Here is a 22,286-nt window from a genome sequence, read left to right as displayed (position 1 = left end):
GGTCGTGGCTGACCACCACCATGGGCACCTCCTGCTCGAGCAGATACCCCTCCAGCCACTGGACCGTCTCTACATCCAGGTGGTTCGTGGGCTCATCCAGCAGCAGCAGATCCGGGTCCTGCAGCAGGATCTTGCCCAGGGCGATGCGCATCTGCCAGCCGCCGGAATAGGCCCCCACCGGCTCCTCGGCCCCTTCGGGAGTGAAGCCGAGGGTGGGCAGGAGTTTGTCGATGCGGGCATCGAGCTCATAGCCGTGCAGCGCTTCGAAGCGGCTGTGCAGCCGGCCCAGTTCATGGATCAACTCGTCGAGGTGGTGGGGATCGGTGGCCGCCTGATCACTGGCCATCTCGTGCTCCACCCGGTGCTGGCGGATCAGCACATCGGCCGCCTCGCCGAAGGCCTGGAAGAGCTCCTCGCGCACGCTGCGCTCCAGATCCACGTCGAACTCCTGGCGCAGGTAGGCGATGCGGGGATTCCCCTGGCGCACCACCTGGCCCGTGCTGGGCTCCTCCAGGCCCGCGATCAGCCGCAGCTGGGTGGATTTACCGGCGCCGTTGACCCCCACCAGACCGACCCGGTCCCCGGCCTTGACCTCCCAGGTGACATCCCGGAGCACCTCGCCATTGGGATAGATCTTCGAGACACGTTCCAGACGGAGCACGGTTTGGGCGGATCGGCTGTGAAACGTCATCATCTCCGCTCGGGCCGATCAATGGCCAAGACCTGGGTTCGATCGGCTGCGGGCCAGACTGCAGTCCATCCCCCAGGGACCGCCTGCGATGGTGAAACGTCTGGAGCAGCTGGCGGCGCTCGTGGTGGCCGCCGGACTGGCGATCGTGAGCTACTGGCTGTTCTTCAGCTGGGCCCAGGGTGGGCGTGAGCTGCGCCAGGCCCCTCGCGAGAGTCAGCCCGTTCCCGCTGAGCCGTCGCGCACGGGGGCCCGGAAACTCCCCTGACAGAGGAGCCTGCCCGGTGCCCCGGACTCAGAGCCCACCACGGGCTTTGATCAGCCACTGCTTGCTTTCCAGATCGTCAAGGGAGGCCAGATGCTGCCGAACCGACGCTTCGGTGACGGGGAGATCGAATTGGGCTCCCATGGCGATGATGCGCTCGATCGTGCCTTTGGGATCCTGCAAGGCCTGGCGGAACAGCGCTTGGGTCAGGGCCTCATCTCCCTGAATCCGCTCGTAAAGCGCGGCGGCGTTGGCGGCCAGTGCGGGTTCGGGGGGATGCGCGGTCATGGTCACGGGCTTGCTCGCGTCCTGAGCGTTCTGAACGGCACCCTATGGCGGGCCACCAGTGCTGGGCCAGTTTTTGTTGGCTGTTGTTGGATCGATGGCCAAAGAGCTCACCACGAACCGAAACCACCCCACGGCCGAAGGTCCGCCGGTAGAGACGCCGTGAGAGCCCAGCGCCAGGACAGGACCAGAAGAGCGAACAAGAAGCCCGCCTGATGGCCTGAGCGGATGGCCCCTCGTTCTTGTCTTGGCATGCTGCCGCTGAACCGGTGGCCTGGTGCGGCCAAGCCAGGGGAAAGGCCAGAGGAGCCTTCAGGCGGCCTGAGGCGGCTCCACCGATTTGCCTGGTTCACCGCCGCTGGCGCCGCTCTCCAGGCTGCGGGCCTCCAGGCAGAGCAACTGGCGCAGCTGGGCGTAGTTGGCGGCCAGGGGCTGGCGACCCTCCTGCAGGGCGTTGAACTCGGCGCGCTGCAGCACGTGATGAAGATGGGTGAGCAGGTAGGTGCTGATCACCGCTGAAACCTCGACGTCGCTGGAGCCGGCCCCGCGAGCGCTGGGGGTCCCAGGGGAGGCCTGACGCTCCTTGGTGCGACGTGGCTTCGGGGGCTGTCCCGCCGCCGACGTGAGCGCGCTGTTGGGCATGGCTCGTGCTCGGAGCGCTTCAATCCTAGTGCCGGATACTATCCGATGGGATCTCTGTACACTGGTGTGTAACGCGTGGGATCTGTTCCGCTGTGGCCACTCGCCAGACGTCCACGAGCGGCCGCCCCAAGTCCCCCCGCATTCAGGTGGTGCTGCCGGAGGAGCTCTGCGACCGCCTCAGCGCGGCGGCCGAAGCGGAATCGCGAACCGTGAGCAACATGGCCAAGGTGCTGATCCAGAGGGGGCTCGACAGCCTCGAGCTGGCCACGGCTCAGTGTCCCCCGGTGATGGGCGAGCGCTCCAGCGGTCCCGGCAGGCCGACCGAGCGCTTCCGCGAGGTGCTGGAACGTCAGGAGCGCAGCCAGCCCCGACGGTTGCGGGGGCTGCCGCGGCGTCTGCGTCTGCCCCGCTCCAGCGCCTGAGTCGCTCCCCTCGGGCTAAAGGGTTGGATCAGCCCTGACCCCCATCACCGCCGCCAGGCGAGCCCCGGTCACCGAGGGCAGGCAGCCGGCATGTCCATGCTGATGCCACCAGGCGAACAGGGCAAAGCCGAGGGCCTCACGGGCGGCCTCGTCGAGGCCCAGCTCCGCCAGCGGCCGCACCCACAGCCCCCGGCAGCGGCGCCTGAGCTGATCCATCAGCATCGCGTTGCGGGCTCCGCCTCCGGCCACCACCAGCTCCAGTGGCCTTGGCCCATGGCGAAGATCGGCCGCCACCACCGCCGCGCTGAAGGCCGTGAGGGTGGCCAGGGCATCCGCGGGCTCCAGGTGGGCTCCAGCGGCGGCCGCCCGCTGCTCCAGATCATGGAGACGCCGCTCCAGATCCGGCAGGCCGAAATCTTCCCGGCCGGTGGACTTCGGTGGCGGCAGCAGAAAGAAGGGCTCCTGCAACCACGACTGGATCAACTCCTCCTGCACCACGCCCCGGCTGGCCCAGGCGCCGCCCTTGTCGTAGCTGAGGCTGCCCTGGCTGAAGCGGTTCACCGCCAGGTCGATCAGGCTGTTGGCCGGGCCGCAGTCCCAGCCGCGCACTGGCTGCTGGCGCTCGGGCCCCTGGGCTGGCGGCAACAGGGTGAGGTTGGCGATCCCTCCGAGGTTGAGCACGGCGCGCCAGCCCCCGATCGGCTCCAGCAGGGCCGCATCGGCTGCGGGCACCAGAGGGGCACCATGCCCCCCCAGGGCCAGGTCGTGGGCGCGCAGATCGAACACCACCGGCCGTTTCAGCAACTGGGCCAGCAGCGGCCCCTGCAGCAGCTGCCAGCTGGCGCCGCGCCGGCCCTCCTGTGGTGCCCGGTGCCAGATGGTCTGGCCATGGCAGCCCACGAGCTCGGCACGGCCGCCTGGATCGCAGCGGCGGGCGCACTCGGCCTGGGCTTCGCTCACAGCTTCGGCCAGATCCAGCAGTGCAGCCGCCGCCAATGGCTGACCCTGCCCCACCGCGATCAGCTGGGCCCGCAGATCGCTTGGGTACGGATAGAAGCAGTGGTGGAGCACACGCCAGCGGGGACGCGCCAGGGGGGGCTGGAAGCTGGCCAGCACCGCGTCCACCCCATCGGCGCTGGTACCGCTCATCAGTCCGAGCACAAGGCTGGGCCGCCCCGGGACCATCACAGCTGGGGCAGGCCTTCGAGCGCCTGAACGGTTCCCATCACCACCAGCAGATCCCCCTCGCTGAGCACGTGGGAGGCCGGGGGGTTCACCGAGAGCCGGTTCTCGGGGCCGGCCGCCAGAACGCTCACCTCATAGTTCTTGCGCAGGTTCAGATCGCGCAGGGAGCGGCCGATGAAGGCCTGAGGCACCTTGATCTCCTCGATGCTGTTGCGATCGTCGAGCCTGAGGCGATCCAGCAGGTTGGGGCGCACCAGCTGACGGGCCAGCTGCTCCCCCTGCATGCGTGAGGGAAAGACCACCTTGTCGGCCCCAACCCGGCGCAGCATCTTCTCGTGCAGATCGCTGGTGGCCCTGGCGATCACCTGCTTCACCCGGCTGCCCTCGCTGTCCTTGACGATCAAGGTGGCGGTGATGCTGGCGGCGATCGGTTCGCTGATGCCCACCACCACAGTGTTGAGATCGAGAACGCCCGCCTCCCGCAGAGCCTCTTCATCGGTGCAGTCGAGGGCTCGGGCCTCGATGGCCGGATCGACCTGGCGCAAGGCATCGATGGCGCGCTGGTCCCTGTCGATCGCCAGCACCTCGGCGCCGCAGCGCACCAGTTCCTTGCAGACAGCTGTGCCGAAACGCCCCACGCCGATCACCGCGAAACTGTCCGGTGCGGCCGTTCCGGCTCCCTGCCAGCGCCACCAGTTGGTCATCGAGGCTCATCCGCTTGCGCGGCCATTCTGTGACCCGCACCCACCGGGCAAAAAAAATCCCGCCGCAGGCGGGAGTGAACCGGCAGGGAAAACCAGCCGATGGGCCGTAGCCGATCAGGCTGGCTGGTTTCTCACTTGTTGGGCTGGGGGGTCATGCGCAGGTAGGGCTTGATCTCGGTGACACCCTTGGGGAACTTGACGCGGGCGTCTTCGGTGGCGATCGAGGGAACCACCACGCAGTCTTCGCCGTCTTTCCAGTTCACCGGGGTAGCCACCTGGTGGTGGTCGGTGAGCTGCAGGGAATCGATCACCCGCAGGATCTCGTCGAAGTTGCGGCCGGTGCTGGCGGGGTAGGTGATCTGCAGGCGCAGCTTCTTGTTCGGATCGATGATGAAGACCGAGCGCACCGTCAGGTTGTTGAGGGCGTTCGGATGGATCATCCCGTAGAGATCGCTCACCGACTTGTCGGCGTCGGCCAGGATCGGGTAGTCGACCGTGGTGCTCTGGGTTTCGTTGATGTCACCGATCCAGCCCTTGTGGCTTTCAGCGGAATCCACGCTCAGGGCAATCGTTTTGACGTTGCGCTTCTCCCATTCGGGGCGCAGGCGTGACACCTCGCCGAGTTCGGTGGTGCACACCGGGGTGTAGTCGGCGGGGTGAGAGAAGAGCACCACCCAGCTGTCGCCAGCGAAGTCGTAGAGGTTGATCGGACCCAGCTGGGAGTCCTGGGTGAAATCGGGAACGGTGTCGCCGAGTTGCAGCGTCATGGAAAAAAAGCGTGTTGGGAGAGAGGAAAGGGGGCGTGGCGGGAAGGGGCGTCCTTCCGCGGCCGCATCCCGGGCCTGAGCCACGTTAGGCATCGAGGTGGCTAGATCCCGAACTGCCTGCAGATCAGCCAGGGGACCAGCAGGGTCATGGTCAGGGTGAGTGGTAGGCCGTAGCGGGCCACATCGAGGAAGCGGTAGCGGCCGGGGCCGAAGACCATCAGGTTGGTCTGGTAGCCGACGGGGCTGAGGAAGCTCTGGCTGGCGCCGAAGAGCACGGTGAAGATGAAGCCCATGGGCTGCTGCCCCAGGCCCTGGGCCAGCTGGGCCGCGATCGGGATCACCAGCGCCACCGTGGCGGCATTGCTCATCACCTCGGTGAGCAGGGTGGTGAACAGGAACACCATCACCAGCGCCCAGAACACAGGCCATCCCTTCACCATCAGCAGCATCGCCTTGGCGATGGCCTCCGCCAGGCCGGTTTTCTCCAGGGCCACGCTGAAGCTCGCCAGCGAGCCCAGCAGCAGGATCACATCCAGCCGGATCGAGCGCTGCAGGTCGCCTGGCCGCAGGCAGCCACTGGCCACCATGGCCACCGTTCCCAGCAGCACCGAAGCCACCAGCGGCAGCAGTTTGAAGGTGGGCAGCAGGATCGCCAGCAGGGCGATCACCATGGCGACCCCCTTGCGGCTGGCCGTGGGGAGGTCTTTTTCCAGCTGCTCGAGCACCACCAGGTCGTTGTTGGCTTGCAGGCCGCGAATCGCATCGCGGGGGGCCTGCAGCAGCACCACGTCGCCATCGCGCAGCACGATTCGGCCCAACCGTTCGCGCAGCACTTCGTTGCCGCGGCGCAGGGCGAGCACCGTGGCGTTGTAGCGCTGGCGGAAGCGCAGATCCCGCAGGGTTTCACCGGCCAGGGTGGAGCCTGCGGGCAGCAGCACCTCCACGGTGCGCTGACTGGCCGGGTCGACGGCCTCGATCTCGCCGTCTTCGAGCTTTGCCGGCGCCAGCGTGACCATCCGCTCCTGCTGCAGGCGCAGCAGATCCTCGCGACCGCACCTCAGCAGCAGGCGGTCGTGTTCAACCAGTGGCATGTCCGCCAGGGGGGGCAGAAAGCGCTCGCTGGCGCGGTGCAGCTCCAGCACGTCGAGATCGAAGCGCCGCTGCAGGCGGCTGTCGTGCAGCGATCGGCCCAGCAGTTCCGAGTTCCTGGGGATCAGGACCTCGGTGAGGTAACCGCTGCGGGCCATCCCGCCCATCAGGTCGTCCTCGTCGACCCCACGATTGGGCAGGAAGCGGTCGGCCAGCACCACCATCATGGCTCCGCCCACCAGCCACACTCCGAGGCCGATGCCGGTGAAGCTGAACAGGTCGAACTCGCCGTAGCCAAGCTTTTTGCTGACATCGCTGGCCAGCAGGTTCACCGAACTGCCCAGCAGCGTGAGGGTGCCCCCCAGCACCGTGGCGAAGGAAAGCGGCAGCAACACCTTCGAAGGGGCGATCCGGTGCCGGTGGCACCAGCCCTCGATCACGGGCAGCAGAGTGGCCACGATCGGGGTGTTGGGGATGAAGCCTGAGACAGGGCCCACCACAGCCACCATCAGGGTGATCATCCGTTTGGGGCTGCGCACCGCATTGGAGCCGATCAGGGCCCGCAGGCGGTCGAGGGCCCCGGAGCGGAACAGGCCGGCCGAGAGGGCAAACAGGCCCATCAGGGTGACCAGGGCCGTGCTGCCGAAGCCCTCCACGGCCTCGGCTGGCTTGAGCACACCGGTGGCCATCAACAGGCTGGCCGCCAGCAGACCAGTGAGCTCGGGAGCGAGCCAGCCGCTGATGAACAGCACAATCGCCAGGGCCAGCACCAGCAGGGTGATCAGGGCCTGGGGCTGGAGGGCGGCCTGAAGCAGGTCGTCCATGGACGCAATCCCTACGTGGATTGTGGCCAATCTTGCAGCATGTCGCGCAGGTGCTGCAATCCCAGTCCTGCCGTTGCGGAAATGAACACCACGTCGGCGTCGAATGAGCGGGCCTGCTCCAGGGCGGTGGCGGGGCAGCGATCGATCTGATTGGCCACCAGGCGGCGGGGGGCATGGCTGCCGAGGGAATCGAGGATGGTGTGAACCGTTCTGAGCTGCACGGGCCAGGCCGGATCGGCCAGATCCACCACGATCAGCAACCCGTCGGCCTCGAGGGTTTCCTCCAGGGTGGAGCGGAAGGCTTCCACCAGCGGCGGCGGCAATTCGCGAATGAACCCCACCGTGTCTGTGAGCAACAGGCGCCGCACCGCTCCGCTGCCATCGGGCAGATCCAGCCGGCGTGTGGTGGGATCGAGGGTGGCGAACAGCTTGTTCTCCGCCAGGACCTCCTCCCCGGCCACTGGCTGGGTCAGGGCGTTGAGCAGTGAGCTCTTGCCCGCATTGGTGTATCCCACCAGGGCCAGCCGCTTCAGCCCACACCGACCCTGGCGAAGGCGAGCCCTGTGCTCCCCCAGCCGCTCCACGTCGCGCTGCAGCCGCTCGATCCGGCGGGCAATGGCGCGGCGGTCCTTCTCCAGCTGGGTCTCGCCCGGTCCGCGAGTACCGATGCCGCCCCCCTGGCGCGAGAGGCTGAGGCCCCGTCCGCTCAGCCGAGGCAGGCGATAGCGCAGCTGGGCCAGTTCCACCTGCAGGCGCCCGGCGCTGCTGGCGGCCCGCTGGGCGAAAATGTCGAGGATCAGCTCGCTGCGATCGCTCACCGGCAGGTCCAGCAGGCGCTCCAGGTTGCGGGCCTGCACCGGCGTCAGTTCACGGTCGGTCACCACCAGGGTGGCCCCGAGCCGGCGGGCCTCCAGCGCCGCTTCGCGCAGCTTTCCTTCGCCCCAGAGGGTGTGGGGGGCGGCCTGCTGGCGCTTCTGGCGCACCACCCCCACCGGCAGACCACCGGCGCTGCGCACCAGCCCTTCGAGCTCGGCGATGTCGCGCTGGCTCTCGGTCTCCTCGCCGCTGACCAGAGCCAGCAGCATCACCTGCTCCGGCCCCTGCCGGGTCTGGTTGATCGCCCTGACCGCTTCCAGCTCGCCGGCCTCGGCGGGGTTGATACCAGGATCACAGAGGTCGGCGAGCTCACCTTCCAGCCGGCAGGTCCAAGGCTGGGCTTCATCGCGGCTGAGCCCGTAGACGGCGGCGGGCCAGCGTCCACCGGAGCGGGCACGGTCGCTGAAGCGCAGCCAGAACAGGGGCTGCAGGTCCATGCCCACCAGGGCGTCGCTGCCAACGGGCTCCAGCGACTGACCACGGCCGATGCAGCTGAGCAGCCGTAGATCCTGGCCCTGACGCCGCTCAGAGCCAGGCAGGCGCTCGATCAACCGGCCCGATTGCTCCAGGGGACCTACCCACAGCAAGCGGCAGAGGCCGCGGCCATCCACCACCAGGCTGAGGGGCAGCTCCAGCTCCCGGGCCTCGGCCGCCAGCCGCTGCAGCCCCAGCAGGTCGGCGCCCCCTTGCTCCGGGTGGCGCCGCTGGGCCAGGCGCTCCAACCGCCGTTTCTGGGCGGGCCGCAGCCCTGTGACACGGCCGGCGAGGACGGACTGTTTCAATGGCGCCGGATCAGCAGGCAGGTGATTCCGGCCGCCCTGGCACCCGCCAAATCCTCCGGGCTGTCGCCCACATGCCAGACCTGCTCGGGCCGGAGTTCCAGGCCTTCGAGGGCCAGCTCGAAGGGCTTCGGGCTGGGTTTGGCCGCACCGGCCGCACTCGAGACCACCACCAGCTCCAGAAGCTGCGCCAGGCCGAGGGCTTCAAGTAGCCCGTGCAGGCGCTGGTCGAAGTTGCTCACCACCGCCAGGCGCAGGCCAGCCCCGTGCCAGCGGCCGATGGGGCCGATCACATCGGGATACACCCGCCAGAGATCCGGCTCGGCAAAGCGCTCGAACAGCTCGAGAGCCAGCTGTGGGGGAAGTTCAAGCTCTCCCAGGTTGCCGCCGGTTGAGCGCAAGGTGTCCTCGATGCGCTGGTGCCACCATTGCTGCTCGGCCGACAGCAGTTCCGGGCCCTCCAGGCCAGGGAAGGCCAGTGGCGGAGCCTGGCGCAGCACAGCGGGAAAAGCCTGATCGATCGCTTCCGGCTCCGCGATCACCCCGTGCCGCCGGGCCACATCCGCATAGGTGTGACCCACTGAGCGGCGCAGGCCGATCAACGTGCCCATGGCATCCAGCAGCAGCGCGGCGGGTGCGCCCGGGTTCAGGGACTCCCACATCGAGGCACGTTCAGGGGGCGGCCGAGATCGCTCAACCAGCCCGCTGCCACCCTGAGCTGGTGCGGCAGGCCCGGAAGTCTTGAGAGGTAGGTGAGCTGACGGATCCGGTAGGCGGCGGGTCCCGCCAGGGTCAGGCCCAGGCCTGTGAGGCTGGCCTCTCCGATGCCCAGGCTGATCATCTCGCCCAGATCCTTCCAACGGAACGGCTGCAACGACTCACCCTCGAGCGAGCGCAGCAGGTTCTCCGCCAGGCAGTCAGCCTGCTGGAAGGCCACCTGGGCCGTGGCCGCCAGGGGCGCCCCATCGGCATCAGCGACGTGGGCCACATCACCGATCGCAAACACTCCGGGGGTCTGCTTCAGCTCAAGGGTCGATTCGCAGAGCAGGCGGCCCCGGTCATCGAGGCTGGCGGCAGGCTCGATCGGGGGCGGGGCCACCGTCACCCCAGCGGTCCAGATCACGCCATACACCGGCAGTGTTTCGCGGCTGCTGCCCTCCCCCCCCGCCGTGAGGCTCAACTCCAGACGGCCAGGCTCCAGGGCCAGCACCCGGGTGTGGGTGCGCAGGCGGATGTCGCGGCGCAGCAGCGCCGAGCGGGCCTGCTCGCGGTTGAAGGCCCGGGCCTGGGGCAGCAGATCGGTGCCCTGCTCGATCAGTTCGATCACGGTGCTGCCCTGGAGCAGATCGGCCAGCTTGCAGGCCAGCTCCACCCCGCTCGGTCCGGCCCCCACCAGCGCCAGCCGCTGCAGGGGCCTGGGGTGGCTGCGCAGGTGCTGAACCAGCTCCTGCAGATGCTCCACGTCGGCAAGGCTGCGGAAGGGGATGGCCAACTCCTCCACCCCGGGAATGCCGTAGCTGGTGCCGCGGCTGCCGGTGGCGATCACCAGGCGCGAATAGGCCAGCTGCCGACCCTGCTCGGTGTAGACACAGCCGGCGCTGGCATCGATGCGGCTGATCCGGTCCTGCAGCCAGGCCACTCCCCGGCTGGCCAGCAGGGTGTCGTAGCGGGGGGCCACTTCCCAGCCGCGCAATTCCTCCGAGAGCAGCTCGTAAAGCAGGGGCAGGAACAGGAACCGCTGCTGAGGCTCCACCAGCAGAATCGGCGGGTGATGGCGCTGGGAAGCCAGGGCCAGGGCGGTGTACAGACCGCCGAAGCCGCCGCCGGCAATCAGCACCGGCCTGGTGGGGCCGGACGCCTGTGGGGGCGTGTTGGCCGGGCTCCTGCTGGGCTCCTCCATGGGCGAAAGGCCTTGCCGTCTGGGGTTGATCAAACCCTAACCAGCGGTGTTGCCCCGGAGGAGATGATGGAGGCCATGATCAGCCTCACCACGACCCCGTTGCCGACGGATCGGCTGGGCCGGACTGTCGAGCCGGAACCGGCCCTGCGCCTTCTGGAGCCCCTTGATGCCGCTGGGCAACTGGCCTGGGGTTACGAAACCTTCGGCGAGGGGTTCGCGCTCACCACCAGTTTCGGGATCCAGTCGGCGGTGCTGCTGCACATGGCCAGCCGCCTCAGCGAGAGGATCCCCGTGCTCTGGGTGGACACGGGCTACCTGCCCAGCGAGACCTACCTCTATGCCGACAGGCTCTGCACCGCCCTCAATCTGAATCTCAAGGTGGCGCAGGCGGATCTCTCCCCGGCCCGGATGGAGGCGCTCTACGGCCGCCTCTGGGAAACCGGTCGGGTGGAAGACCTTCAGACTTACCACCGCCTGCGCAAGGTGGAGCCCCTGGATCGGCTCTTCCAGGAGCTGGGTGTGCATTGCTGGGCCAGTGGGGTGCGCGGTGGCCAGACCGATCACCGCGGCGCCATGGCCCCCCTCGATGGGGTGCGCGGGCGCTGGTCGCTGCGACCCCTGCTCTCCTGGGGGCCTCGCCAGGTCTTCTATTACATGGAGAGCCATGCCCTGCCCCAGCACCCGCTGTTTGAGCAGGGCTACTCCAGCGTGGGCGACTGGCATTCCAGCCGACCTGACGATGGTGACGGCCGCGCCAGCCGCTTCGGGGGGCTGAAGCAGGAATGCGGCATCCATCTGCCGGGAGTGATGGGCGAGGGCATCTGAGCCGTGGGAGCCGGCGACCTCTGGTTGCTGATCGGCAACAGCCGCTGGCACTGGGTTGAGGCGTTGGCGGAGGCGGCCTCCGACCCAGGATCCCCGGTCCTGCGTTTCAGCCACAGCCCGCCACCTCCTGATCCCGCCCTGCTGCCGTGGGAGCGGCTGCGGGCCTGGGCGGCCGTGGGCCCGGTGCCCTTTCAGGGCAGAGAAAACACCTGTCAGCTCGCGCCGATGGAGGGCCGGCGCCTGCAGCTCGAGCAGGTGCCCCTGCAGCAGCTGCCGCCCTGGTTGGGCATCGATCGTGCTCTGGTGGGCTGGCAGGCCTGGCAGCGCCAGGGCCGGCTGGGGAGAGGGGCTGTGCTGGTGGCCGATGCGGGCACGGCGCTCAGCCTCACCCGGATCGGGGCGACGGGCGCCTTCGCAGGGGGAAGGCTGCAGCCCGGAGTGAGCACCCAGCTGAGCTGCCTGGGGCGGGCCACGGAGCTGCTGCCGCTGCTGGTGCCCGGACCTGAGGGGTTGGATCGTCTCGCCGAGGCGATCGACCCCTGGCCGATCGAGACGGAGCAGGCCATGCGGGTGGGGTGCCTGCTGGGCCTGGCGGCTGCAGTGGCCCAGGCCTGGCGCGACCTGCATCCGCTGGAGCCCACCGCGCTCTGGCTCACCGGCGGCGACGCCCCGAGTCTCGCCCCGCTGCTGCGTCGGGAGCAGGTGCCCTTCAAGCTGGCACCGGAGCTGGCGCTGGAGGCGCTGGTGGCACTCAGTTCAGACTCAGATCCGAGAGGATCTGCTGGGCCATCTCCTCGGCCTTGACCTTCCAGTAGATGAGCTCCAGCTTCCCCTCCGGGTCGACCACGAAGGTGTGGCGCATCATGCCCATGTACTCACGGCCCATGAACTTCTTCAGCCCATAGCTGTCGTAGGCCGCGGCCACCTCACAGGGCTCGGGATCACTGAGCAAGGTGAAGGGCAGCTGGTACTTCGCGATGAACTTGGTGTGGCTGCCGGCTTCGTCCTTGCTGATGCCCAGCACCTTGATGCCGTGCTGCTCGAAGCTGGCCCACTGATCGCGGAATCCGCAGGCTTCCTTGGTGCAGCCTGGGGTGTCGTCCTTGGGATAAAAGTAAAGAACCACTCGCGTTCCACGCAGGTCGGCCAGCGAAACGGATGTGCCGTTCTGGTCGGGAAGGGTGAAGGTGGGGGCCGGATCTCCGATCTGCAGCGTCATGGTTCGACGATTGCCAGGGTTGACCCTAGGTCGCCGGTAGGGTCAGACGTCCTCCCGAAGCCTGATGGCCCTCGCCCTTCGCCTCGGCCTCTCCACCCTGCTGGCGCTGATCGGCGTCGCCGGTCTGGTCCAGCTCACCCTGCAGCCGCCCCTGGCCAGCCGCCCGGGAACTTCGGCGGCCGTTGTGCTGGCCGATCTCGAAGCCCAGGAGGCCCTGTTGGATCAGCGTCAGCAGGCGGCGCTGCTGCTCAACCGCTTCGTTGGCGCCCAGATCACCCGTTACTTCTGGGGTGGCTTCAGCGGCTACCTCGATGTGCTGGGCATCGAAGCCCCCCAGGACATGAAGGCTGAACTGAAGGTGGAGGACCAGAGCGCCCAGCTCAGGCTCATCCCCCGAACGGGCAAGGAGACCTATGTGGCGCGGGTGGAGGCCATCGAAAGTGTGCCGCGAGGGGTGGTCTGCCGCGGAGAGGGCACGCCGGGAGCCTTCTCTTTTCAGTCCGACCGCCTCGGTTGCCCGCCGGGATGGCGGACTCTCGGGAGCCCCAAGCGCCTTCGCCCCACCAGCTGAGGGCTCAAAGGGGGTGGGCCAGCCCAAGGTCTGTCTCCATTCACTTTCAAGATGTTGGCAAGTGCAACTCAGCTGACTAGGTTGAAAGGGATGTTCCTTCGCCTTCCCGTGCTGAAGCGTCTTGCCGCTGGGCTCCTTGCTGGAGCCGCTTTCTCAGCCACAGCCCTGCCCGCTTCGGCAGCTGTGGACAATGATCTCCCTGTTCGTTGGAACACCGGCGGTGCCGTGTGGTCCACCAACCTGGATGCCTTCAAAACGTTCATCGAAGACGGTGATGTGACCGATCGCGGTCTCGCCGGCGGGATCTCTCGCTCCGGCTGGACTGCCAGCGAACTGCGCACCGGTCTGGCCAAGAGCTACAGCGTCGATGTGGTGGGCGTGACCCGCTTCCTCTATTCCGACGCCGGTGTCAAGTTCCTCAAGAACCAGACCCGCAGCTACTTCCCCTACTGGTCGATGTCGACCTACGCCGTTCAGGGTCTGCGAGGCGCGATCATCGCCGACGCCGCCGATGGTTCCATCTCCTCGGCCGGCATCATGGCCGCCCTGCCCACCGACTTCCGTCTGGCTGACACCTGCGGCACCTACGACGGCAAGCAGAACATCTGCGCCGAAGGCAAGTGCCAGGGAGAAGCCCAGTGCACCTCCCTGCTCTCCTGGTACGTCTTCCTGCCGGCCTGCATTCAGGCCAACCAGATGATGGACCCCGTGGCTGAAGTGCGTACCGCTCCCGCTCCCGCTCCTGTCTTCACCCCCCAGAACGAGCCCATCCGCGGCCTCTGGTGACACCGGGCCACTGGCTGAGGCCAGAAGCCCTTTCAGCGAACCCCGGCAGTGCCGGGGTTTTTTTATGGGTGCGCTCCGGCTGGCTCAGCCTGCCGGGATCATCTGCGGTGGGCGATCAGGCGATGGTGGAGCAGGCGCTGGGGAAGCTGCCCTCGGAGCTGACCACGGAACCCTGCTTCCACCGTGGCGATCTCAACGGGGTTCAACACGGTTTCCAGCCGGTTTCGGTAGGCCGCACTGGGGCTGAACCAGCGCTGGTAGGCACTCTCGTTCAGGTCCAGGGTGAGTGACTCCTGCCAGCTCTCCTGTTCCACCTGCCAGTTCATGGCTTCCAGGGCTCCCGTCAGCTCGGCAGGACTAGGCTGCGCTGTGAGCCAGTCGCCCTCTTCGAGGCTGACGCGTCGCAGCAGCTCAGGCAGGGTCCTCTCATCCTGGCCAGCCTTTGAACCACCCGGCCTGGCCAGCAGTTCCGCCAGCGCCCCGGCGGGACCCAGCAGCGGTCCACTCAGCAGCAGGCGCCACTGCGCCCTGGGGCTGGCCAGCTGATCGAGTTCTTCCAGCCACCGCTGCCACAGCTCTGGCGCGAGTCCCTGGAAGGGCGAGCGGCCCACCAGCCACTCAAAGCGCTCGCCGGGTTCCATCGTTTTGCTCAGGCTTCCAGGCCTTGTCGGATCCAGCAGTTGCAGCCGCGGGCTGCGCAGGTTGTCGAGCAGCTGGCACTGGGCCTGCAGGCGCTCCTGATCCGCTGCGCTGTCCACGCTGATCAGCACGCCCCCCTCCGGGCAGCTCTCCAGGGGATCCAGGGCCCAGAGCAGGGACCTGGCCGCCAGGATCAGTGTCCGGTCCTGTCGCCGCCACTCGGCCCCCTGCCAGAAGCGCTGGCGCAGCTGATCGAGCCGCTCTCCCTCCGCGGCGGCCTGGCGCTGCAGCCAGCGCTCCAGCTCCGCGTCGTCGGGTCCGCTGCTGAGCAGGGGGCCGGAGTCGGCTGCGCTCTCGGCGGCGGCAGCCAGCTGGGCGGCACGCCGCCGCTGCAGCCGGCCCTGCAGCCCCCCCTCCCAGCCGAGGCGACCAGGTAACCAGAACACCTCCCCCTGCAGGGCGGCCGGGAGGTAGGTCTGGGCCACCCAGTGCTCGGCGTAGGCATGGGGGTAGCGATAGCCCACCCCATCGCCGAAGGCCGCCCCATCGCGGTTGGCGTCGCGCAGGTGGGAGGGCACCTCCTGGCGGTTGGTGGCCCGCACGCTCTTGAGGGCGTCAAAGAACCCCAGCAGGCTGTTGCTCTTCTCGGCGCCGGCCAGGTAGAGGGCGGCCTGGGCCAGGGGATAAAGCCCCTCCGGCAGTCCCACCCGCTCGAAGGCCGCCGCACAGGCTTCCACCACCACCATCGCCTGGGGGTCGGCCAGACCGATATCTTCCCCGGCGGAGATCAGCATGCGCCGGAAGATGAAGCGCGGATTCTCACCGGCCTCCACCATCCGCGCCAGCCAGAACAGGGCGGCATCGGGGTCGGAACCCCTGAGCGACTTGATGAAGGCGCTGATCGTGTCGAAATGGGCATCCCCCTGCTTGTCGTAGAGCACGGCCCGCTGCTGGATCGATTGCTCGGCGATCTCCAGGTCGATCCGGATCACCCCGCTGGCATCGGCGGCGCTGCTCTCCACCGCCAGCTCCAGGGCGTTGAGCAGGCTGCGGGCGTCACCGCCGGCCACATCCAGCAGGTGATCGGCTGCCTCGGGGGTCAGCTCCACCGCCCGGCCGCCATAGCCGCGCTCCCCGTCGGCGAGGGCCCGCTCCAGCAGCACCCTCAGATCACGGGGCTCGAGGGGTTGCAGGCGGAACAGCCGCGAGCGGCTCATGAGGGCCTTGTTGACCTCGAAGTAGGGGTTCTCGGTGGTGGCGCCGATCAGGGTCACGGTGCCGTTCTCCACCCAGGGCAGCAGGGCGTCCTGCTGGGCCACGTTGAAGCGATGAACCTCATCGATGAACAGCAGGGTGCGCAGGCCGTGGCGCTCCAGCCGCTGACGTGCCGCCTCCACCTCCACACGCAGGTCTTTGACCCCAGCCAACACCGCATTGAGGCTGGTGAAATGGGCACGGGTGCTGCTGGCGATGATGCGCGCCAGGGTGGTCTTGCCCACCCCCGGCGGGCCGTGCAGGATCAGGTTGCCCACCCGATCGGCGCGGATCGCCCGCCGCAGCAGCCGCCCGGGGCCCAGGATCTCCGCCTGGCCCACGAACTCTTCGAGGCTGCGGGGGCGCAGGCGATCGGCGAGGGGGGCAAGCGCCTGGCGGTTGATCTCCCCCTGATGGCTGAACAGATCGCTCAAAAAGAGTGTGGCGGGATGAGGACAATCCTGGGATCAACCCTCAGGAACTGCAGGTGGAGGCACGGGCCTGCAGAATCGGCCAAGTCTTGTCACCGTGCGTGAAGCGTTCCAGTCTGGTGATCCCGGCCGCTCTCGGTCTTCTGGCGGCTGGTCTCAGCGGCTGCGGCGATCCCCCCAAGCCGCCCCCCAGACAGGTCCAGGTCAAGACCGAACCCGTCGCCCTGGCCCGCTTCAGCGACGACGTCGACACGATCAGCACCCTTGAGGCTCTCAGCGTGGTGGAGCTGGCGGCCCAGGCCGGCGGCCGCATCGAGCGCCTGCTGGTGCGTCAGGGCGATGTGGTGCGACAGGGCCAACTGCTGATGGTGCTCGATCAGGTGCAGGTGCGTGCCGATGTGGCCAGTCTGCGCGCCCAGCTGGAGAAGGACGAGCTCAATTACAAGCGCTTCGAGTTCCTGGTGCGCCAGGGTGCCGCCAGCGCCCTGCAGCGCGACCAGTTTCGGGCCCAGTTCGTCCAGTCGAGGGAGGCCCTGCGGGCCCGAGAGGCCGATCTGGCCTTTCGCGACCTGCGCTCCCCCAGCGATGGGGTGATCAGTGATCTGCAGGTGAAGGTGGGCGATGTGATCAGTGCCGGGGATCCCTTCACCAAGGTGGTGCGCAACGACCGCCTCACCGCCCGCATCGACGTTCCCGGCGTGCTGACCGCTCGGGTGAGGCCCGGTTTGCCCGTGACTCTGCAGGAGCCTCAGTCCCCGAGGGTGCTGGCCCGCGGCGTGGTCAGCTCGGTGGATCCGGTCGTCAATGCCGGCAACCAGGCCCTGCTGGTGAAGGCCGAATTCAACAATCCCACCGGCGCCCTGCGCAGCGGCCTGCGCTTGCGCACCCGGGTCCAGCTCGATGCGGCCGATCTGCCCTCGGTGCCCTTCGCCGCGGTCACCCAGACGGCCGGCCAAAGTTTCGTCTTTGCCGTCGGCACTCTGCAGGATCTGGAGAAGTCTCCCGGCAAGGCACCGCTGGATCAATTGCGCAAGCTCCCACCAGGCAGCACCTTCGCCCTGCAGCTACCGGTTCAGCTCGGCTCCCTGCAGAACAATCGCTATCCCGTTTTGAGTGGTGTTTCTCTCGGTCAACGTGTGATCACCACCAATCTGCTCACCCTTCGTCACGGCACTCCCGTGACGGTGAAGTAGGAGCAGTCGATGTCTGCATCCGATAACTTCATCACCCGTCCGGTTCTGACCGTTGTCTGCAGTCTGCTGATCGTGATCGGTGGTCTGATCTCGATTCCGTTGCTGCCGGTTGAAAATCTTCCCGACATCGCACCCCCCACCGTAACGGTGAATGCCCTCTACAACGGTGCCGATGCGATCTCCGTGGAGGAGGGTGTCACCAATGTGCTGGAGCAGCAGATCAACGGGGTGGAGAACATGGATTTCATTACCTCTTCCAGTGCAGCCTCCGGCACAAGTTCCATCACCGTGTCATTTGCCAGTGGCACCGACGGTGACATCAATCAGGTGAATGTCCAGAACCGGGTAGCCCTGGCCCAACCCCAGCTTCCGGAGGAAGTGCGGCAATCAGGTGTTGTGGTGAATAAAGCCTCCAATTCCATCCTTCTTGTTTACAACTTCGGCAGTGAGGACGCTAATAAGCCGTACAGTACGGAGTTCATCAGTGGTCTGCTAGATCAGACCCTGCTTGACAAGATCAAGCGCGTCAAGGGGGTCGGAAATGTCACCATAGCCGGCCAAACGCTCGCCTTTCGCCTCTGGCTCGATCCTGATCGTCTGGCTGCCAATCGGCTCAGCTCTGCCGATGTGGTGAATGCTCTGCGCAGCCAAAGCCGACTTGTTCCGGCTGGGCAGGTGGGAGGCGAACCGGCCCCCAAGGGGCAGAAGTTCACCTTCACGGTGCAGTTGCAGGGAAGGTTGCGCAGCTCCGAGGAATTCTCCAACCTGATCCTGCGCAGCACCGGGGATGGCGGTCTAGTGCGGCTGCGGGATGTGGGTCGTGTGGAGCTGGGAGCTGAAAGCTACGTTTCCAATGCCACTGATCTGCGGGCCGTTCCCTCCGTGGGTCTGCTGGTGTATCAGTTGAGCGGCAGCAACGCTCTGGAAGTGTCCCGGGGTGTGCAGGAGGTGCTGGAGGAGTTCAGCAGCACGATTCCTCCAGGGATCAAGATTGAGAAGATCTACGACGTCACCGACTTCATCAATGCCTCGATCAAGGGAGTCACCAACTCCCTGCGCGATGCCGTGGTCCTTGTGGTGCTGATTCTGTTCCTGTTCCTTCAGAACTGGAAGGCCACCCTGGTGCCCGGAATCGCCATCCCGGTGGCCCTGGTGGGCACATTCATGTTCGTGAAGGTCGCCGGTTTCTCGCTCAACCAGCTCACTCTCTTCGGCCTGGTGCTGGCCACGGGGCTGGTGGTGGATGACGCCATCACCGTGATCGAGGACACCTCCTCCAAGAAGGCCCAAGGGATGACGGCCTTGCAGGCAGCCAAGAGCACGATGAACGAGCTGTTCGGTGCCGTGATCGCCACCTCGCTGGTGCTGTTTGCGGTGTTTCTGCCGGTGCTCTTCTTCCCAGGAGCCACGGGCACGATCTACAAGCAGTTCGCCGCCACGATCATCTTTTCGGTGGCGATCTCCACCTTCAATGCGCTCACCTTCTCGCCGATGCTCTCGGCCCTTCTGCTGGCCCGAGAAGGTGATCCCCCGGGACGGCGCACCTACGCCATCGCCGGCACATCCATCGGTTTCATCTATGGGGTGCTCGTGAGCGGCGGCGGCATCCTTGTGGTGCTCGGCTTCCTGGTGGCGGGGCTGTTGCTGGGCTACCTGCTGGGGCTGATCACGCGCCTCCCCCTGCGGTTGCCGGTCACGGCGGCGGCGGCGGTGCTTGGCCTGGTGCTGGGTGGAGTGGCCCGGCCACTGGCGGTGGTGATCTTCGCCTTGATCGGTCTGGCCCTGGGCTTCTTCCTCGAACCGATCTTTACGCGCTTCAACAGGTTCTACGCCTCCGGAGAGCGGGGCTACCGGAAGGGCCTCGGCTGGGTGCTCAGCCACCGGATTCTGATCATGGGGGTGCTGGTGGGAGGTATCGCCCTCACCGGTGTGGCCTTCACCTCCATCCCCTCGGGTTTCGTGCCGATCGAGGATCAGGGCTATGCCATCGGCTTCGTTCAGGCCCCCGATGGGGTCTCAGAGCAGAACACCCGGGCCATCAACACCCAGGTGGCCGAAATCCTGCGCAGCGAGAAGGACATCAGCAACGCCCTGCTGATCAGTGGTTTCAGCCTGGATGGAAATGCACCCAACAGGGGTCTCTTTTTCTTCGGCACACGGAACTGGGCCGATCGCCCCGATGCCGACCAGTACATGGCCGCCATCGTCGAGCGGCTGAACCGCAAGATGGCGGCGATCGACGGGGCCAGGATCTTCGTGGTCGAGCCGCCCGCCATTCCCGGCTACGGCACCTCCGGAGGGTTCGAATTCCAGCTGCTGGATCAGAGCGGTGGAGCCCTCAGCCTTCCCGACTTCTTCACCAGTGCCAATCAGCTCATCGCCAAGGCCATGCCCACGGGGATCTTCGAGCGGGTCTTCACCCAGTTCACGCCTGAATCCCCCCAGCTCAAGGTGAGTGTGAACCGCGACCAGCTGGCCGCTCTCGATGTGGACTATGGCCAGGCGATGCAGACCTTCAGCTTCTACTTCGGCGGCGCCTACATCAACGACACCTTCCAGGAGGGCAAGATCCGCCGGGTCTATGTGCAGGCCGATGCCCCGTTCCGGGCCACGCCAGAGCAACTGAAGGCCCTGTTTGTGAGCAATCGCCTTGGTGAGCCGGTCCCTCTGGCGGAGGTGTTCACCGTGGAGCCGGCCACAGGTCCAGCGGTGATTCCTCACTTCAATCTGTTCCGCTCCATCAAGGTGGAGGGCTCCCCGGCGCCGGGTCGAAGCTCCGGAGAGGCGATCAAGGGCATGCAGGACACCTTCTCCCAGCTCGGGATCAATGGCCTCAATTTCGACTGGACCGGCCTCTCCCGGGAGGAGGTGAAAGCGGGGGCCCTGGCCGTCGTGATCTTCGCGTTCGGAATTCTGGTGGTGTATCTGGTGCTGGCGGCTCAATACGAGAGCTATGTCGACCCGCTGATCATCCTGATGACGGTTCCCACCGCGATGCTGGGAGCTCTGGCCTTTCTGGCCGCACGCGGCGAAGTACTCAACATCTACGCTCAGGTCGGTCTGGTGATGCTGATCGGCCTGGCCGCCAAGAACGGCATCCTGATCGTGGATCTGGCCAATCAGCGCATGGCCGAGGGAGCCTCGGCCATCCAGGCCGCACGTGAGGCGGCCGAATCCCGCCTGCGGCCGATTCTGATGACGGCCATCTCCTCCCTGTTCGGCTTTCTGCCCCTGGTGCTGGCCAATGGAGCCGGTGCCCGCAGCCAGGCCTCCCTCGGTACCGTGGTGTTCGGCGGCCTGATGGTGGCCACCGCGCTTTCGCTGTTCGTGGTGCCGGTTTTCTACGTCGTCATCAAGCAGCTGGGCAGTACTGGGGCGGCGACCCCTCCTGAACTTCCAGCTTCCTCGCCCTGATGGCCGCTGAGCCCCAGCCCCTCAATGGACGGCGCATCGTGCTCACGGGGCTGGTGGGTGCTGCCCTCGGCCTGGCCGTGAGCGTGTTTCTGCAGACCGTGGTGCGCAACACGCCGGTCTCGGTGACGTCCTACGCGGTCTTCTGGTTCAGGATTCTGCTGGCTGCGTTCGGTGGTCTGGGCGGCATGGCGATCGAAACCGTGCGTCAGCTGCAGGTCACTAATCCGGATCCGGCGTATCGCCAGCCACGAGGCAAAAGCGCTGGACGCAGGAATAGTCCGTGAAGGGGACTCTCTGCGTGGAGACTGCAGGTGGCGCTCGACGCCCTCGGGGTCTTCACTTAGGTTTGCGCCAAATACTTCCTGCCAAGCCTGTCCCGATGCGGTTACGCCTGGCACCCCTCTCCCTCCTGCTGGCGGTGGCGATGGCGGGATGCTCCCGTCCGAAGTCTGCGGCCTTCACCCCACCGGCGGTACAGACTGTGGTGCTCGGTGAGGCCACCTTCACCCCCGGCATTCAGGTGGTGAGTGAGCTGGAGTCCCGCACCAGCGTCACCCTCAAGCCGGAAACCGATGGCAGGGTCGTGAAGATCGAGGTGAACCAGGGTGACCTTGTGCGCAAGGGCCAGGTGCTGTTCGTGCTCGACAACGTTCAGCCCACGGCGGCGTACGACGCCAGTAAGGCGGAGGCCCGCAAGGATCTGCTCAACGCCGAGCGCTACATCTTCCTGAATGATCAGGGGGCCGTGTCCACCAAGGAACGCGATTTCTACATCACCCAGGCCATCCAGAGCCGCGATCAGGCCCGAGCCTCGAAGGCCACCCTGGGGTACAGCTACATCCGGGCACCGTTCGATGGGGAGATCGGCGATCTGAGCTCGGTGAAGGTGGGCGATTTCGTCAAGACTGGCCAGGCGATCACCGGGATCGTGAGCAACAGCCTGCTGTGGACGAACATGGATGTGCCCGCCACGGTGGCCAACAGGGTGAAAACGGGCCAGCCCGTGCTCCTCACCACCCAGGAGACTCCTCCCTTCCGGGGTCAGGGCAAAGTGGTGTTCATCTCCCCCTACTACCGAACCCTCTCGGCCTCCAGCAGCAGCTCTCCGAACACTGTGCTGGTGAAGGCCGAATTCCCCAACCTCACCGGCAAGCTCAAGCCCGGTCAGAAGGTGACCAACCTCATCATCACCGAGGAGAAGCGTCAGCTGGCTCTGCCGGTGCAGGCCGTGCTGATGCAAGCGTCCCAACCGTTTGTGTACAAGATCTATCCGCTCTCGGAGGTGGCTCCGAAGATCCGGGAGTCGACACAGGTACCGGAGGAGATGAAGAGCAAGATCCTTTCCTTGCCCGGTGGAACACCGATCGTGGTACAGACGGCCGTGAAGGTTGGCAAACTTCAGGGCAATGTCTATCCGCTGCTCGATGGCCTCAAGCGGGGCGACAAGGTAGTGGTGAGCAACACGGCCCTGCTGCGCTCGGGGCTGCCGGTGCGGGATGAACCCGCCAGCGACCTCGTGGGGAACTGA

General features: G+C 66.8%; 22 protein-coding genes. 10 read left to right on the top strand and 12 right to left on the bottom strand.

The window, feature by feature from the left end; all coding sequences use genetic code 11:
• Positions 1-694 (bottom strand): ATP-binding cassette domain-containing protein (locus tag KBY78_RS00700; protein WP_255141902.1); only part of this gene is annotated, 694 nt, incomplete at its 3' end.
• A gap of 85 nt (positions 695-779) precedes the next feature.
• On the opposite strand from KBY78_RS00700, the gene KBY78_RS00695 reads away from it, so the two are divergent.
• Entirely contained in the window at positions 780-956 is a 177-nt protein-coding gene (locus tag KBY78_RS00695; protein ID WP_006172166.1) for a hypothetical protein, read from the top strand.
• Between the two features lie 27 nt (positions 957-983).
• Here the strand turns inward: KBY78_RS00695 and KBY78_RS00690 are convergent, their stop codons facing one another.
• The gene (locus KBY78_RS00690; RefSeq protein WP_255141901.1) at positions 984-1,241 is read right to left on the bottom strand and encodes a hypothetical protein; all 258 of its coding nucleotides are present in this window, start codon (positions 1,239-1,241) and stop codon (positions 984-986) included.
• A 309-nt stretch (positions 1,242-1,550) separates the two neighbouring features.
• Positions 1,551-1,880 (bottom strand): hypothetical protein, encoded by a 330-nt coding sequence (locus KBY78_RS00685; protein ID WP_006172163.1) that lies wholly within the window; start codon positions 1,878-1,880, stop codon positions 1,551-1,553.
• 92 nt (positions 1,881-1,972) lie between these two features.
• Between KBY78_RS00685 and KBY78_RS00680 the strand changes: the two genes are divergently transcribed.
• Complete coding sequence (locus KBY78_RS00680) at positions 1,973-2,302, top strand: ribbon-helix-helix domain-containing protein (protein WP_255141900.1); 330 nt, start codon at positions 1,973-1,975, stop codon at positions 2,300-2,302.
• 15 nt (positions 2,303-2,317) lie between these two features.
• Here KBY78_RS00680 and KBY78_RS00675 read toward each other — a convergent pair whose 3' ends face one another.
• The 7 genes from KBY78_RS00675 to KBY78_RS00645 all read right to left on the bottom strand — a co-directional run bounded on the left by KBY78_RS00675 (position 2,318) and on the right by KBY78_RS00645 (position 10,426).
• Positions 2,318-3,487 carry an anhydro-N-acetylmuramic acid kinase gene (locus KBY78_RS00675; RefSeq protein WP_255141899.1) on the bottom strand — a complete coding sequence of 390 codons (1,170 nt, stop codon included), beginning with the start codon at positions 3,485-3,487 and terminating at the stop codon, positions 2,318-2,320.
• The gene (locus KBY78_RS00670; protein WP_006172159.1) at positions 3,487-4,191 is read right to left on the bottom strand and encodes a TrkA family potassium uptake protein; all 705 of its coding nucleotides are present in this window, start codon (positions 4,189-4,191) and stop codon (positions 3,487-3,489) included. The genes KBY78_RS00675 and KBY78_RS00670 overlap by 1 nt, the downstream gene beginning before the upstream one ends.
• Positions 4,192-4,322: 131 nt before the next feature.
• A complete protein-coding gene (locus tag KBY78_RS00665; RefSeq protein WP_006172158.1) occupies positions 4,323-4,958 on the bottom strand; it encodes a peroxiredoxin in 636 nt (211 codons plus the stop codon).
• Positions 4,959-5,059: 101 nt separating this feature from the next.
• A complete protein-coding gene (locus KBY78_RS00660) occupies positions 5,060-6,871 on the bottom strand; it encodes an SLC13 family permease (protein WP_255141898.1) in 1,812 nt (603 codons plus the stop codon).
• A gap of 11 nt (positions 6,872-6,882) precedes the next feature.
• Positions 6,883-8,529 (bottom strand): GTPase HflX, encoded by a 1,647-nt coding sequence (gene hflX / locus KBY78_RS00655; protein ID WP_255141897.1) that lies wholly within the window; start codon positions 8,527-8,529, stop codon positions 6,883-6,885.
• Positions 8,526-9,188, bottom strand: a complete 663-nt coding sequence (locus KBY78_RS00650; RefSeq protein ID WP_255141896.1) for an HAD-IA family hydrolase — start codon at positions 9,186-9,188, stop codon at positions 8,526-8,528. Before KBY78_RS00650 ends, hflX begins: the two co-directional genes overlap by 4 nt.
• Positions 9,173-10,426: an NAD(P)/FAD-dependent oxidoreductase gene (locus KBY78_RS00645; protein ID WP_255141895.1), complete on the bottom strand. Its 1,254-nt coding sequence runs from the start codon at positions 10,424-10,426 to the stop codon at positions 9,173-9,175. The genes KBY78_RS00650 and KBY78_RS00645 overlap by 16 nt, the downstream gene beginning before the upstream one ends.
• Positions 10,427-10,501: 75 nt before the next feature.
• On the opposite strand from KBY78_RS00645, the gene KBY78_RS00640 reads away from it, so the two are divergent.
• Both KBY78_RS00640 and KBY78_RS00635 read left to right on the top strand, forming a co-directional pair.
• Positions 10,502-11,251: a phosphoadenylyl-sulfate reductase gene (locus KBY78_RS00640; RefSeq protein WP_255141894.1), complete on the top strand. Its 750-nt coding sequence runs from the start codon at positions 10,502-10,504 to the stop codon at positions 11,249-11,251.
• Between the two features lie 3 nt (positions 11,252-11,254).
• Positions 11,255-12,055 (top strand): type III pantothenate kinase, encoded by an 801-nt coding sequence (locus tag KBY78_RS00635; protein ID WP_255141893.1) that lies wholly within the window; start codon positions 11,255-11,257, stop codon positions 12,053-12,055.
• On the opposite strand, the gene bcp is transcribed toward KBY78_RS00635, so the two are convergent.
• Complete coding sequence (bcp, locus tag KBY78_RS00630; protein ID WP_255141892.1) at positions 12,003-12,470, bottom strand: thioredoxin-dependent thiol peroxidase; 468 nt, start codon at positions 12,468-12,470, stop codon at positions 12,003-12,005. The two genes, KBY78_RS00635 and bcp, sit on opposite strands and share 53 nt — an antisense overlap.
• A 64-nt stretch (positions 12,471-12,534) precedes the next feature.
• Here bcp and KBY78_RS00625 point away from each other — a divergent pair, with 64 nt between their 5' ends.
• The gene (locus KBY78_RS00625) at positions 12,535-13,041 is read left to right on the top strand and encodes a hypothetical protein (protein WP_006172144.1); all 507 of its coding nucleotides are present in this window, start codon (positions 12,535-12,537) and stop codon (positions 13,039-13,041) included.
• Positions 13,042-13,131: 90 nt separating this feature from the next.
• Complete coding sequence (locus KBY78_RS00620) at positions 13,132-13,827, top strand: alpha/beta hydrolase (RefSeq protein WP_006172142.1); 696 nt, start codon at positions 13,132-13,134, stop codon at positions 13,825-13,827.
• A gap of 98 nt (positions 13,828-13,925) precedes the next feature.
• Here KBY78_RS00620 and KBY78_RS00615 read toward each other — a convergent pair whose 3' ends face one another.
• Positions 13,926-16,154, bottom strand: coding sequence for an AAA family ATPase (locus tag KBY78_RS00615; protein WP_255141891.1), 2,229 nt, complete (start codon positions 16,152-16,154; stop codon positions 13,926-13,928).
• A gap of 98 nt (positions 16,155-16,252) precedes the next feature.
• Here KBY78_RS00615 and KBY78_RS00610 point away from each other — a divergent pair, with 98 nt between their 5' ends.
• From KBY78_RS00610 to KBY78_RS00595, 4 genes are all read left to right on the top strand, one after another.
• Complete coding sequence (locus KBY78_RS00610) at positions 16,253-17,344, top strand: efflux RND transporter periplasmic adaptor subunit (protein ID WP_255141890.1); 1,092 nt, start codon at positions 16,253-16,255, stop codon at positions 17,342-17,344.
• 9 nt (positions 17,345-17,353) lie between these two features.
• A complete protein-coding gene (locus KBY78_RS00605) occupies positions 17,354-20,758 on the top strand; it encodes an efflux RND transporter permease subunit (RefSeq protein ID WP_255141889.1) in 3,405 nt (1,134 codons plus the stop codon).
• On the top strand, positions 20,758-21,042 hold the full coding sequence (locus KBY78_RS00600) for a hypothetical protein (RefSeq protein WP_255141888.1): 285 nt from the start codon (positions 20,758-20,760) through the stop codon (positions 21,040-21,042). Before KBY78_RS00605 ends, KBY78_RS00600 begins: the two co-directional genes overlap by 1 nt.
• A 95-nt stretch (positions 21,043-21,137) precedes the next feature.
• Positions 21,138-22,286 carry an efflux RND transporter periplasmic adaptor subunit gene (locus KBY78_RS00595; protein WP_255141887.1) on the top strand — a complete coding sequence of 383 codons (1,149 nt, stop codon included), beginning with the start codon at positions 21,138-21,140 and terminating at the stop codon, positions 22,284-22,286.

Source organism: Synechococcus sp. EJ6-Ellesmere (genome assembly GCF_024345875.1).
Taxonomy (GTDB): domain Bacteria; phylum Cyanobacteriota; class Cyanobacteriia; order PCC-6307; family Cyanobiaceae; genus Regnicoccus_A; species Regnicoccus_A antarcticus.
This window is presented reverse-complemented; position numbering and strand designations above follow the sequence as displayed.